At 70.8% G+C, this 12,786-nt stretch carries 11 protein-coding genes; 7 read left to right on the top strand and 4 right to left on the bottom strand.

What is annotated here, in order from left to right:
- Nucleotides 1-155 precede the first annotated feature (155 nt).
- From P2P98_RS12015 to P2P98_RS12005, 3 genes are all read right to left on the bottom strand, one after another.
- Nucleotides 156-1,160, bottom strand: a complete 1,005-nt coding sequence (locus tag P2P98_RS12015; RefSeq protein ID WP_275800078.1) for a sugar phosphate isomerase/epimerase — start codon at nt 1,158-1,160, stop codon at nt 156-158.
- A complete protein-coding gene (locus tag P2P98_RS12010) occupies nt 1,157-2,338 on the bottom strand; it encodes a Gfo/Idh/MocA family oxidoreductase (protein WP_275800095.1) in 1,182 nt (393 codons plus the stop codon). The genes P2P98_RS12015 and P2P98_RS12010 overlap by 4 nt, the downstream gene beginning before the upstream one ends.
- A gap of 85 nt (nt 2,339-2,423) precedes the next feature.
- Nucleotides 2,424-3,473 carry a substrate-binding domain-containing protein gene (locus P2P98_RS12005; protein WP_275800077.1) on the bottom strand — a complete coding sequence of 350 codons (1,050 nt, stop codon included), beginning with the start codon at nt 3,471-3,473 and terminating at the stop codon, nt 2,424-2,426.
- Nucleotides 3,474-3,783: 310 nt separating this feature from the next.
- Between P2P98_RS12005 and P2P98_RS12000 the strand changes: the two genes are divergently transcribed.
- The 3 genes from P2P98_RS12000 to P2P98_RS11990 all read left to right on the top strand — a co-directional run bounded on the left by P2P98_RS12000 (nt 3,784) and on the right by P2P98_RS11990 (nt 7,623).
- On the top strand, nt 3,784-5,259 hold the full coding sequence (locus P2P98_RS12000; protein WP_275800094.1) for a sugar ABC transporter ATP-binding protein: 1,476 nt from the start codon (nt 3,784-3,786) through the stop codon (nt 5,257-5,259).
- A 50-nt stretch (nt 5,260-5,309) separates the two neighbouring features.
- Nucleotides 5,310-6,308: an ABC transporter permease gene (locus P2P98_RS11995; RefSeq protein WP_275800093.1), complete on the top strand. Its 999-nt coding sequence runs from the start codon at nt 5,310-5,312 to the stop codon at nt 6,306-6,308.
- Between the two features lie 133 nt (nt 6,309-6,441).
- Nucleotides 6,442-7,623 carry an ROK family transcriptional regulator gene (locus P2P98_RS11990; protein ID WP_275800076.1) on the top strand — a complete coding sequence of 394 codons (1,182 nt, stop codon included), beginning with the start codon at nt 6,442-6,444 and terminating at the stop codon, nt 7,621-7,623.
- A 332-nt stretch (nt 7,624-7,955) separates the two neighbouring features.
- Here the strand turns inward: P2P98_RS11990 and P2P98_RS11985 are convergent, their stop codons facing one another.
- Nucleotides 7,956-8,879: a LysR family transcriptional regulator gene (locus P2P98_RS11985; protein WP_275800075.1), complete on the bottom strand. Its 924-nt coding sequence runs from the start codon at nt 8,877-8,879 to the stop codon at nt 7,956-7,958.
- Nucleotides 8,880-8,950: 71 nt separating this feature from the next.
- Here P2P98_RS11985 and P2P98_RS11980 point away from each other — a divergent pair, with 71 nt between their 5' ends.
- From P2P98_RS11980 to P2P98_RS11965, 4 genes are all read left to right on the top strand, one after another.
- Complete coding sequence (locus P2P98_RS11980; protein ID WP_275800074.1) at nt 8,951-9,886, top strand: DMT family transporter; 936 nt, start codon at nt 8,951-8,953, stop codon at nt 9,884-9,886.
- Between the two features lie 120 nt (nt 9,887-10,006).
- Nucleotides 10,007-11,056, top strand: a complete 1,050-nt coding sequence (locus P2P98_RS11975; RefSeq protein ID WP_275800073.1) for a biotin/lipoate A/B protein ligase family protein — start codon at nt 10,007-10,009, stop codon at nt 11,054-11,056.
- Nucleotides 11,053-12,000 (top strand): site-specific DNA-methyltransferase, encoded by a 948-nt coding sequence (locus tag P2P98_RS11970; protein ID WP_275800072.1) that lies wholly within the window; start codon nt 11,053-11,055, stop codon nt 11,998-12,000. The genes P2P98_RS11975 and P2P98_RS11970 overlap by 4 nt, the downstream gene beginning before the upstream one ends.
- Before the next feature lie 385 nt (nt 12,001-12,385).
- Entirely contained in the window at nt 12,386-12,694 is a 309-nt protein-coding gene (locus P2P98_RS11965) for a DUF2470 domain-containing protein (RefSeq protein WP_275800071.1), read from the top strand.
- Nucleotides 12,695-12,786 lie beyond the last annotated feature (92 nt).

The following is a 12,786-nucleotide window of genomic DNA, read 5'->3' as shown; positions in this document are numbered from 1 at the left end:
ACTTGCGCCGAATGCTGGCGCGATCGCGCTTTCCGCGTGCATATGCCGTGAGTCATCCCCCTCCGCCCCCGTCAGGGGAGGGGGAGGAGGCGCAGGAAGAGGGGCCGGACGCCCCCGCATCCGGCCCCTCGCCCCCGCTTCCCTGTGCCCCCGGGTCAGTGGCGGCTGAACGCCGCGTCGAACGCCGCCCCCGACGGCTCGTAGGTCGACAGCCTCTGCACGAAGGCGAGTGCTTCCGGCGCTCCGACGAGACGGTCCATGCCCGCGTCCTCCCACTCGACCGACAGGGGGCCGTCGTAGCCGATCGCGTTCAGCATCCGGAAAGCGTCCTCCCACGGCACATCGCCGTGACCGGTTGAGATGAAGTCCCACCCGCGCCGCGGATCGGCCCACGGGAGGTGCGAGGCCAGGCGACCGTTACGGCCGTTCGTGAGACGCTTCTTCGTGTCCTTGCAGTGCACGTGGATGATGCGATCGCGGAAGTCCCACAGGAACCCGACCGGATCGATGTCCTGCCACACCATGTGCGAGGGGTCCCAGTTCAGCCCGAAGGCCTCGCGGTGTCCGATCGCCTCCAGCGCGCGCGTCGCCGTCCAATAGTCGTAGGCGATCTCCGAGGGGTGCACCTCGTGAGCGAAGCGCACGCCGACCTCGTCGAAGACGTCGAGGATGGGGTTCCAGCGGTCGGCGAAGTCTTGGTAGCCGGCATCCACCATCTCCTCGGTGGCGGGCGGGAACATCGCGACGTACTTCCAGATGCTCGATCCCGTGAACCCCGTCACGATCTTCACACCGAGCTTCGCCGCCAGGCGCGCGGTGTTCTTCATCTCCTCGGCGGCTCGCTGCCGGACGCCCTCGGGGTCGCCGTCTCCCCAGACCCGGTCCGACACGATGTCGCGGTGGCGCTGGTCGATGGGGTCGTCGCAGACGGCCTGACCCTTCAGGTGGTTGGCGATGGCCCGCACCGTGAGGCCGTTGCGCTCGAGGATGTCGAGCCTGCCCCGCACGTAGGCGTCGTCGTCCCAGCGCCACGGGTCGAGGTGGTCGCCCCAGCAGGCGATCTCGAGGCCGTCGTAGCCCCACTCCCCGGCGAGACGGGCGACCTCCTCGAACGGGAGGTCGGCCCACTGGCCGGTGAACAGCGTGATCGGTCGCGTCATTGCGAGGTCCTTTCGTCGCGGGATGTCCCGGTCTGGGTGTCGACGTCGACCCACACGCTGTCGGCGTCGGAGCTGCGGGCGACGGCGTCGAGCACGCGCTGCACGTGCAGGCCGTCCGCGAACGACGGCCGCGGATCGGAGCCTTCGGCGATCGCCTCCACGAAGTCCTTCGCCTGGTGCGAGAAGCCGTGCTCGTAGCCGAGCATGTGTCCGGTCGGCCACCAGGCGCCGGCGTAGGGGTGGCCGGGCTCGGTGACGAGGATGCGACGGAACCCCCGCTCAATCTCGGGTGCGGTGGCGTCGTAGACCTCGAGCTCGTTGAGGCGTTCGAGGTCGAACGAGAGGGCCCCGAGCGAACCCGAGACCTCGATACGGAGCGCGTTCTTGCGGCCTGTGCGGAAACGGGTGGCTTCGAACGAGGCGAGCGCGCCCGAGGTGAGCCGCCCGGTGAAGAGGGCGACGTCGTCGACCGTGACAGGTCCGCGCTCGGTGCCGGCCGACCCCGACAGGCCGGACGAGGAGGCCAGCACGGGCCGCTCGGCGACGATCGTCTCGAGCACGCCCGCCACCCGTGAGAGGCGCTGCCCGGTGATGAACTCGGTCAGATCGACCGCGTGGGCGCCGATGTCGCCGAGCGAGCCGGAGCCGGCGCGGTCCTTGTCCAGACGCCAGGTGAGCGGGGCTTCGGCATCGCTCAGCCAGTCCTGCAGGTACTCGGCCCGTACCTGACGGATCTCGCCGAGGCGGCCGGACCGGACCAGGTCGCGGGCGAAGGTTGCCGCCGGAACACGGCGGTACGTGAATCCGACCATCGACCGGATGCCACGGCCTCGGGCCTCCTCCGCCGCCGCGGTCATGCGCTCGGCTTCGTCGACGGTATTGGCGAGGGGCTTCTCGCAGAGGACGTGCTTGCCGGCCGCGATCGCGGCGAGGGCGATCTCAGCGTGCGAGTCGCCGGGGGTGACGATGTCGACGACGTCGATGTCGTCGCGGGCGATGGCTTCGCGCCAGTCGGTGGAGGGCTCGACCCAGCCCCAGGTCTCGGCCGCGGTGCGGGTGCGGTCGGCGTCGCGACCGACGAGCACACTCATCTCGGGGGCGAGGGGGAGATCGAAGAAGCGGGGCGCGACGCGCCAGCCCTGGGAGTGGGCGGCGCCCATGAAGCCGGCGCCGATCATGGCGATGCGAAGAGGGGCGGTCACGGGATCGCCTTTCTGTCGGGGGAGGGAGAGGGCGCCCACCGCGGTGGACGCCCCCGGGAGCTCAGGACTCGAACGCCAGGTCGATGTACGAGTCGACGTTGTCCTTCGTCACGACCGGTGCATCGAGAACGATACGGTTCGGAACGCTCGGGGTGATGAGGTCGCCCGCGGTCTTCTTCTGGGCGATCAGGCGCGCCAGGGCGATGCCGTCCGCGGCCTGGGTCGAGGGGTAGATCACGGTCGCTTGCAGCGGGGTGTCTCCCGCCTGGATCGCTTCCATGGCGTTCTTGCTGCCCGCGCCGCCGACCATGAAGAACTCGTCGCGTCCCGCGGCCGTGATCGCGGCGAGTACGCCGATGCCCTGGTCGTCGTCGTGGTTCCAGATGGCGTCGATCTTCGGGTTGGCCGACAGCAGCTGGGAGGTGGATGCCTCGCCGCCCTGGACCGTGAAGTCGGCGGCGACGCGCGGGCCGACCTCGAGACCGCAGTCCGACAGCGCGTCCTTGAACCCCGCCGAGCGGTCCTGCGTGAGCGGGAGCGAGTCGATGCCGGCGATCTCGGCGACGATCGCGTCGCTCTGTCCGCTCAGCTGCTCGCAGATGTAGGTGCCGGCGCTCACGCCCATGCCGTAATTGTCGCCGAGCACGGTCGTGCGGGCGGCGAAGGGGCTCGAGAACTCGCGGTCGACGTTGATGACCGGGATGCCGGCCTCCATGGCGCGCGTGGCGACCTCGGTGAGCGCCGCCCCGTCGCTGGGCAGGAGCACGATGGCATCCACCTTGTTGTTGATGAAGGTCTCGACTGCGGCGATCTGCGCGTTGACGTCGTTCGTTCCCTCCGCGACCTGGAGGTCGACGTCGGGGAAGCTCTCGGCGGCCGCGAGCGCGCCGGAGTTGATGGCGCCGAGCCAGCCGTGGTCGGCGGCGGGACCGGAGAAGCCGATGGTGACGGTGTCGCCGGTTGCGGCGTTCTCCTCGGTCGTGGTGCCCTGATCGACGACGTTCTCGCTCTCGCTGCTCGAGCCGGTGCAACCGGTCAGCAGGCCGAGGGCGGTCAGGGCGGCCACGCCCGTCAGGACGAGGCGCGAGCGAGAGGCTGTGCGTGCGTGCATGTTCTTCCTCCTTGAATGTGATGCAGCGGGTGTCGGCGCGGCCCGGGGCATTCCTGCGGGGAGGGTCGGCGTTGACGCGGCTCACGCTAACAGAAGGGTCATCATCCACATCAGCTTTTGCGTGATTATCGACAGAAGTGCACTACTGGCTTCCCTACTGGGATTTTCTGCGGATGCCCGTGGTTCCGGGGGTGGGCAGACCGGAGGGCTGGCCGGGAGTCCGCGAACCCTCGCGGTCGAAAATTGCGCATGTTAGGTTCGCCCCGTGATCAAAGATGACCATGAACCGTCATTACTCGACGTACGGGGAGTGACGAAGGCCTTCTCCGGCGTCCAGGCCCTGCGCGGCGTCGATCTCGAGGTCCGCGCGGGCGAGGTGCACTGCGTGCTCGGGCAGAACGGCGCCGGCAAGTCGACGTTGATCAAGACGCTGGCGGGTGTGCACCGTCCTGACGCCGGAGAGATCGTCTGGCGCGGGGAGCCCGTCGAGATCGCCGACCCCGACGCGGCCATCGAGCTCGGGATCGCGACGATGTACCAGGAGCTGGACGTCGTCGACGGACTGACGATCGCGGAGAACATCTTCCTCGGGCACGAGCTCGCGCGCGGAGGCTTCACGCAGCGCGGCGAAGCCGCCCGGCGGACGACCGAGCTGCTGCGTCGCCTCGGGCACGCGAACCTGCCCCCGCACACCGAAGTCGGCACGCTGAGCGCGGCGAACAAGCAGATCGTCAGCATGGCGCGCGCCCTGTCGCACGACATCAAGCTCATCATCATGGACGAGCCCTCGGCGGTGCTCGACACCGAAGAGGTGAAGAACCTGTTCGCGGTGGTTCGCGAGCTCACGGCGGCGGGCATCGCGGTGGTCTACATCACGCACCGTCTCGAGGAGATCCGCGAGATCGGCGACCGCATCACGGTCCTGAAGGACGGCCGCACGACCGCGGTCGGCCTCCCGGTGGCCGACACGCCGACCGCAGAGCTCATCCGCCTCATGACGGGCCGCGATATCGCGAACGTGTTCCCGGACCGGATGCCGGTCGAGCCCGACGCCCCGGTCGTCCTCGACGTGCAGGGGCTCGGGCTCGCGGGTGTCTTCGCCGACGTGTCGTTCACCGTTCGCGCCGGGGAGGTCGTCGGGCTCGCGGGTCTCGTCGGCTCAGGACGCTCGGAGATCCTCGAGACGGTGTACGGCGCGCGCAGGGCGAGCGAGGGGACGGTGCGCGTTCGCGACCGAGCGCTGCCGCGCGGGTCGGTACACGCGGCCGTGCGCGCCGGCATCGGCCTCTCCCCCGAGGAGCGCAAGAGCCAGGGGCTCGTGCTCGACGAGCCGATCTTCGTCAACATCGCACTCGCCTCGATGGCGCGCTTCGCCAAGGGCGGCTTCCTCGACGACCGGGCCGCGCGCCGCGTGGCCCGCGAGCAGATCGACGCCTTCGAGCTGCGGCCCGCCGACCCGGATCGTCCCGCGCGCACCCTGTCGGGCGGCAATCAGCAGAAGATCCTCCTCGCGCGCTGGCTCGTGCACGGCACGACCGTGCTGCTGCTCGACGAGCCCACGCGCGGCGTCGACGTCGGCGCTCGCGCCGAGATCTATGCCCTCATCCGCGACCTCGCCGCCGCGGGCAACGCGGTGGTCGTCGTCTCGAGCGAGATCGAGGAAGTTCTGGGCCTCGCCGATACCGTCCTCGTCGTCGCCGACGGCCGCATCCTGCGCACCCTTCCCGCGCACCAGATCGACGAGCACGGCGTGCTCGACCTCGTCATGAAAGGAACAGCCGCGTGAGCGAGCCGACCACCCCGACCCGTGCCCGCACGGCTCCCGCCGAGGCCGGCATCCCGCCGGCCTCCCCCTCCGCGACGTCCCCGCTGCGGGCGTTCTTCGCCGGCTCCGCCGGACGCAACATCGGCCTCGTCATCGCGTTGCTGGTGATGTTCATCGTGGGGGCGATCACCGCACCCGGGACCTTCCTCACCCTCGACAACGTGTTCGTCATCCTTCGTCAGGCCTCGATCGTGGGTGTCATCGCGGTCGCGATGACCCTCGTGATCATCGCGGGTGGCATCGACCTGTCGGTCGGCTCGGTCACCGGTCTCGCCTCCGTCGTGGGCACGCTCGCGGTGGTGCAGGACCTCGCGGACTCGATGCACTGGATCGTCTTCGTGCTCCTCGCCCTCGCGGTCGGTGCCGTCGCCGGTCTCATCAACGGCGTGGTGATCGCCTACGGCAATGTGGTGGCGTTCATGGCCACGCTCGCGATGCTCGTCGGTGCACGGGGCCTCGCCGAGATTCTCGCGGAGCGGCGCACCCTCGTCGTCCAGGACCGCGGCTTCATCACCTTCATGAACGCGAACATCCTCGGCGTGAACATGCTCATCTGGATCTTCCTGATCGTCGCCGTGCTCGGCTGGGTACTGCTGAATCGCACCACCTTCGGTCGTCGGACCGTCGCGATCGGCGGCAACCGCGAGGCCGCGCGTCTCGCGGGTATCGACGTCCGGCGGCACGTCATGTGGCTGTACGTGCTGGTGGGGCTGGCATCCGGAATCGCGGGCGTCATGTTCCTCGGCCGCACGACGGCCGGCAGCTCCACGAACGGTCAGCTGCTCGAGCTCGACGTGATCGCCGCGGTGGTCGTCGGCGGAACGCTGCTCGTGGGAGGACGCGGAACGATCACCGGCACGGTGTTCGGCGTCCTGATCTTCGCGACGCTGACCAACGTCTTCGTCCAGAACAACCTGTCGTCCTCCGTCCAGGCCGTGGCCAAGGGCGTGATCATCGTCGTCGCGGTGCTGCTCCAGCAGCGTTTCTCCCGCCAACCCGGGCGACGATGACGCCGGGGCTCGCGGGTGCGCGCCGCGATCGTCGCCGGCGTTCCGGGGCGTGTGCGCGTGGCGTGCGAGATGCTTCGCTCCCGGCGTGACCGCCGGACCCATCCACCGGTGATGTACTGAGGGCGTGAAGAGGATGACCACCGAGTCCCCGCAGGTCGCGAGCGGCGTCAGCCAGCTGTTCCAGCTGCTGCGCGACGGCGTGCCGCGCACGCGGGCGGAGCTGGCGAAGTCCACCGGGCTCGCGCGCTCGACCGTGGCCGTCCGTGTCGACGAGCTCATGCGGATGGGCCTCATCACCCCGGTCGCCGACGCGGTGTCGACCGGGGGACGCCCACCGTCGCAGTTCGCGATCAACCCCGCGGCGAAGGTGGTCGTCGCGGTCGACATCGGAGCCTCGCACGCGACCGTCGCGATCGCCGACCTCTCCGGCACCATCCTGCTCGAGAAGAGCGGGGCGCTCGACATCGCACTCGGCCCGGAACCGGTGCTGAGCTGGGTCGTGGACGGAGCGCACGAGCTGCTCGCCGGCGCGGGGCGCTCGCCGCGGGACGTCGCGGCGATGGGCATCGGCGTGCCCGGCCCCGTCGAGCACTCCACCGGTCTCCCGGTCAACCCGCCGATCATGCCGGGCTGGGATCGGTTCGACATCCCCGGATGGATCGCGGCGCACCTCCCCGTGCCGGTCCTGGTCGACAACGACGTCAACGTCATGGCGCTCGGCGAGCGCAGTGTCGCGTGGCCGGGGGTCGGTCACTTCCTCTTCGTCAAGGTCGCGACCGGCATCGGCGCCGGCCTCATCGCCGGCGGCCAGCTCCAGCGCGGAGCGCAGGGCACCGCCGGCGACATCGGTCATGTGCAGTTGGCCCGGGCTTCGACGGTGGCCTGCCGCTGCGGAAACCGGGGATGCCTCGAAGCCCTGGCATCCGGTCCCGCGATCGCCCGTGTGCTCCGCGAGGAGGGGATCGATGCCCAGAGCGGCGACGACGTCGTCGACCTCGTCAAGCGCGGGAACGTCGATGCGATCCAGGCCGTGCGCCAGGCGGGCCGCGACATCGGCGACGTGCTGACGACGTGCGTGAGCTTCATCAACCCCTCCGTCATCGCGATCGGCGGGTCGATGGCCCGCGTCGGCGAGCACCTCATCGCCGGCGTCCGAGAGGTCGTCTACACCCGCTCCACGCCGCTCGCGACAGAGCACCTGTCGATCGTCCCCTCCGTCGCCGCGGAGAAGGCGGGCGTGATCGGTGCGAGCATGCTCGCGGTCGAGCACGTGCTGTCCCCGGAGTCGCTGACGACGGGCTTCCTCCCCGCCTGAACGCGAGGTGCCGACGGGCTCAGCCACCTGCCGCGTCAGGTCCCTGAGTCTGTCGAAGGGCCCGGTGCTTCGGTTCGCACCGGGGAGGTCCCTGCGCTCGTCGAAGCGTCCGGCGGGCGCTGCGCGAGCCGGTGACGTGCGCCGAATGCGCGCACGATCTCGCGCTCCGCGTACGTACGCCGCGAGTCAGCGTGGTGGGGAGGGGCGGGGACGGGCGCGAGGGCCGGTCTCGGTGTTCGACGGGCCGGCGCCGGGGTGGATTCGAGGGCGCTCATCGGTGACTTGCGCCGAATGCTCGCGCGAGCGCACCTCTCGCGTGCATTCGGCGCGAGTCAGTGTGAGCGGGGCTCGCCGGCGGCCTCCGTCGCGCGTCCGGCCACCGCGCGCAGGGCGCCCAGCACCCGACGCACGGCCGCGTACGCCAGGGCATCGGGCCGCGCGAGCGCGTCGACGTGCCGCACCAGCGCCACATCCGCGAGCGGACGCAGCACGAGTCCGTCCACGGCCAGCGGCAGACCCGTCGTGCGCGGCAGCACCGCGATCGCCGCGCCCGCCCGAACGACCTCGGCGGTGACCGAGAACTCGTTGATGCGGTGCGCGATGTCGAGTGGGCGACCGAGATGCGCCGCGAGGTGATCTAGCAGCCCTGCCAGCGGGAACCCCGGATGCACCGACACCCAGCGCTCGTCGGCGAGGTCGTCGGCGATGAGGAATTCGCGCGCGGCGAGCGGGTGCGCCGCGGGCAGGGCGATGTCGAGCGGCTCCGTCAGCAGCGGCGTCGCGACCACGCGATCGGCGGGCCAGGGCGCATCGTGCGACAGGCGGTGCGCGATCACGAGGTCGTGGTCGGCGGTGAGCCCGGGGAAGTCGCTGTGGGCGACATCGGCGTCGGACAGGTGCAGGGGAGGGATGCCGTCGAGCTCGCGCAACAGCGCACCGAACAGCGCCAGTCCCGCACTGTGGAAGGCCGATACCCGCACGGGCCGGTCGTTGCTGTCGAGGAACGCCCCGACGGCTTCCCGCGCCGCGGTCAACGCCTCGTCGACGCGCGTACCCGCCGCCGCAAGCGCCTCGCCCGCCGCGGTCAGCGTCAGCACGCGCCCGCGCCGGACGGTCAGCGGGACGGGAACGCGCGCCTGCAGGTGCGCGAGCTGCTGCGACACCGCCGAAGCCGAGATGTGCAGGGCCGCGGCGACGGCCGCCACGCTGCCGCGGTCGCCGAGCTCGCGGAGCAGGCGGAGGTGGGCGGCATCCATAAGTTGAAACTTACGGGACGATGAAGCAACCGGCCATTGTTCTTCCGGCTTCCGGCCACGACGGTGGATGTGTGACCCGCCGCCCTCCCGAGATCGTCGTCGACGTCCTGCTCATCGCCGTCGCGGCGGTGTGGGGCGCGAGCTTCCTCGCCGCCAAAGAACTCACCGACGAGGTGGGCGTCGCCCCCGCCGTCGCGCTGCGCTTCCTCGTCGCCGCGACCGCGCTCGGGGTCATCTGCCTCGTACGGAGGGAACGGATGCCACGCGGCCGCGGCCTCGCGATCGCGGCGCTCCTCGGGTGCTCGCAAGCCGCGGTGATCGGCCTCGAGACGTGGGGCGTGCACCTCACCTCGGCGACCAATGCCGGGCTGCTGATCAGCCTCGCGCTGATCTTCACCCCGCTCCTGGACAGCGTGGCCGCACGTTCGTGGCTGCCGCGGTCGTACTTCGTCGCCGCGGTCGCCGCCGTCGTGGGCGTCGCGCTGCTGGTGTCGGGTGCGGGGTTCCGCCTCCCCACGGCGGGTGACGCCCTGGTGATCGCGGCCGCGGTGGTGCGCGCGTTCCACGTCACCGCGAGCGCGCGGCTGACGCGCGGTCGCGACGACAGCACCCTGGCGGTGGTGTGCGTGCAACTCGTCGTGTGCGCGCTGGCGTCGTCGGCGGTGGCCGGCATCGACCTTCCCCTCGCGGTCGGTCGGCTCACGGCATCCGGATGGTTCGACGTGCTGTTCCTCGGCCTCATGTGCTCGGTCTTCGCGTTCGTCGTGCAGCTGTGGGCCGTGCGGCGGACGTCGGCGACCCGCGCCAGCATCCTCATGGGCACCGAGCCCGTGTGGGCGCTCGCCGTGGCGGTGGTGATCGGCGGCGAGGTCCTCGGTCTGCCCGGCTTCGCCGGCGGAGCGCTCATCATCGCGGCGTCGTACGCGGGTCAGACGATCGAGCGGCAGCACCGCGCCGCGACCGCTCCCGCTCCGGTCGAGATGGTCGCCGAGACTGCACGCAGCTGACATCTCCACTGCACGCTGCAGGGGAGATGTCAGCTCGACGCAGTCTCGGCGGCGGACGGCGGCAACCCAGGCGCCTCCAGACCCGCCGCGGCCGCCGCGCCCCCGCCGTAGGCTGGACGTATGCACGGCGAGTACAAGGTCCCCGGGGGAAAGCTGGTCGTCGTCGACCTCGAAGAGCGCGAGGGTCGCATCCACGGCTTCCACCTCGCGGGCGACTTCTTCCTCGAGCCCGACGACGCCCTCGACGACATCGACGCCGCCGTCAATGGTCTGCCGATCGAGTCCGACGTCCCCACGATCGCCGCGGCGATCCGCGCGGCGCTGCCCGAGGGAGCACAGCTGCTCGGGTTCACGCCCGAGTCGGTCGCGACCGCGATCCGCCGCGCGCTGGTGACCGCCCCCGGTTGGGCCGATTTCGAGTGGGAGGTCGTGCACGACGGTCCCGTCTCCCCGCGCATGAACCTCGCCCTCGACGAGGTGCTCACCACCCGGGTCGGCGCGGGGCTGCGCAAGCCCACGCTGCGCCTGTGGGAGTGGAACGAGAACGCCGTCGTCATCGGCTCGTTCCAGTCGCTGCGCAACGAGGTCGACCCCGAGGGGGCCGCGAAGCACGGCTTCGACGTCGTCCGCCGCATCTCCGGCGGGGGAGCGATGCTCATGGCCGCGAACTCGATCGTGACCTACTCGCTGTACGTCCCGGCATCCCTCGTCGCCGGCATGACCTTCGCCGACTCGTACGCCTTCCTCGACGACTGGGTGCTCCAGGCGTTGCGCTCTCTCGGCATCGATGCGGTGTATCAGCCGCTCAACGACATCGCCGGGCCCCACGGCAAGATCGGCGGCGCCGCGCAGAAGCGCCTCGCCAACGGCGGGGTGCTGCACCACGCGACCCTCAGCTACGACATGGACGGTCAGGTGCTCACCGAGGTCCTCCGCATCGGCCGCGAGAAGCTCAGCGACAAGGGCACCGTCTCGGCCGCCAAGCGCGTCGACCCGCTGCGCAGCCAGACCGGCCTCCCGCGCGACCAGGTCATCGACCGCTTCATCCGGACGTTCACGACCCTGTACGGCGCCACCGAAGGGCACATCACCGACGAGGAGTACGCCGAGGCCGAGGCGCTGGTCGAGACGAAGTTCGCCACCGACGCGTGGCTGCAGCGCGTCCCGTGAGCACCGAGGTCCTCCCCGACGCCCCCGAACCCGGCCGCGTCGAGATTCACCACGCCGACAACCTCACCGTCACCCCGGTCTACGCCGACGGTTCGTTCGCGCTCGTCTACCTCGATCCGCCGTTCAACACGGGGCGCACGCGCTCCAAGGCGGTCGAGTCGGCGACGTGGACGCCTCCGGTCGAAGAGACCCCGGATGCCGAGGAGCCCGAGGCCGTGGCATCCGATCCCAACATGCTCGACTTCCCCGAAGAGGAACCGCCCCCGCCGCCGGTGGTGCAGCGCGGCTTCCACGGGCGCGAGTACGCGCGGCTGCGCGGCGACCTGCGCACCTACGACGACCGGTTCGATGACTACTGGGGCTTCCTCGAACCGCGGCTCATCGAGGCGTGGCGTCTGCTCGCCGACGACGGCACGCTCTACCTCCACCTCGACTACCGCGAGGTGCACTACGCCAAGGTCATGTGCGACGCGCTGTTCGGGCGCGACCACTTCATCAACGAGCTGATCTGGGCCTACGACTACGGCGCGAAGACCAAGCGCCGCTGGCCCACGAAGCACGAGACGATCCTCGTGTACGTGAAGGATCCGGCGAAGTACTTCTTCGATTCGGATGCCGTGGACCGCGAGCCGTACATGGCCCCGGGCCTCGTGACGGCCGAGAAGGCCGCGCGCGGCAAGATGCCCACCGACGTCTGGTGGCACACGATCGTGCCGACCACGGGCCGCGAGAAGACCGGCTACCCGACGCAGAAGCCCGAGGGCGTGCTGCGCCGCATGGTGCAGGCTTCGAGCCGCCCCGGCGACCGCGTGCTCGACATGTTCGCCGGCAGCGGCACGCTGGGCGCCGTCGCCGCGCCGCTCGGCCGGCACTCCGTGCTGATCGATGACAACGCCGACGCCGTGGCCGTGATGCACAAGCGTCTGGAGCCGTTCGCGGACTGAGCGGACGGGCCGGTCGCCACCGGCGCGGGTCGTCGTGCGGGGTCGGCGCTGCGCCGCGGGGCGTGCCGTCGTGCGGGGTCGGCGCCGCGTCGCGGGGCGTGCCGTCGTGCGGAGTCGGGCGGCGACACGCCGTGGGCGGTGCCGCTGTGGCGGCGTGTCGCCCGCTGACTCCGCGTGACGGGTCGGGGACGTGCCCGGCGGGGTTGTGCCGTTGTGCGGAGTCGGGGGAGGACGCGCCGCTCAGGGCGCGGGTCGAGCGGCGTGTCGCCCGGCGACTCCGCGTGACGGGTCGCGGATGATCGGTCCCGGTGTGGAACGTCGATCGGATGCCGGACCGGAAGCGAACGGCGGACGGGCGGGCGGTCCGCGAAGTTAGGCTTACCTAATGACGTTCATCTTCGACCCCGAGATCCAGCGAGCCGTGCTCGCCCATATGAACGACGACCACCGAGACGACAACGTGCTCATCGCCCGGGCGTTCGGTCCGGTGTCGACGGTCGTGTCGGCGCGGATGACCGGGTTTGACGGTGACGGCGGCGAGTGGGTCGTCACCGATGAGGGTGGCGCTGTGACCGAGGTGCGCGTGCCGTGGCCGGGCGGGTCGATCGCCGAGCGGCGCGAGGTGCGCCGCGAGATCGTCGCACTCTACGACGAGGCGTGCCGGCGGCTCGGGGTCGAGCCGCGACCACACTGAGAAAGAAGGTTAGGCTCGCCTAACCTTCTCGGTATGATGGCGCCATGAGTGCTGTCATCCCGTTCTCCGTCGCCCTGCGCGAGCGCTCGCGC

The sequence above is a fragment of the Microbacterium sp. Kw_RZR3 genome, assembly GCF_029222405.1.
Taxonomy (GTDB): domain Bacteria; phylum Actinomycetota; class Actinomycetes; order Actinomycetales; family Microbacteriaceae; genus Microbacterium.
Note: the sequence above shows the minus strand (reverse complement) of the source record. Positions and strands in the feature narration are given on the sequence as shown.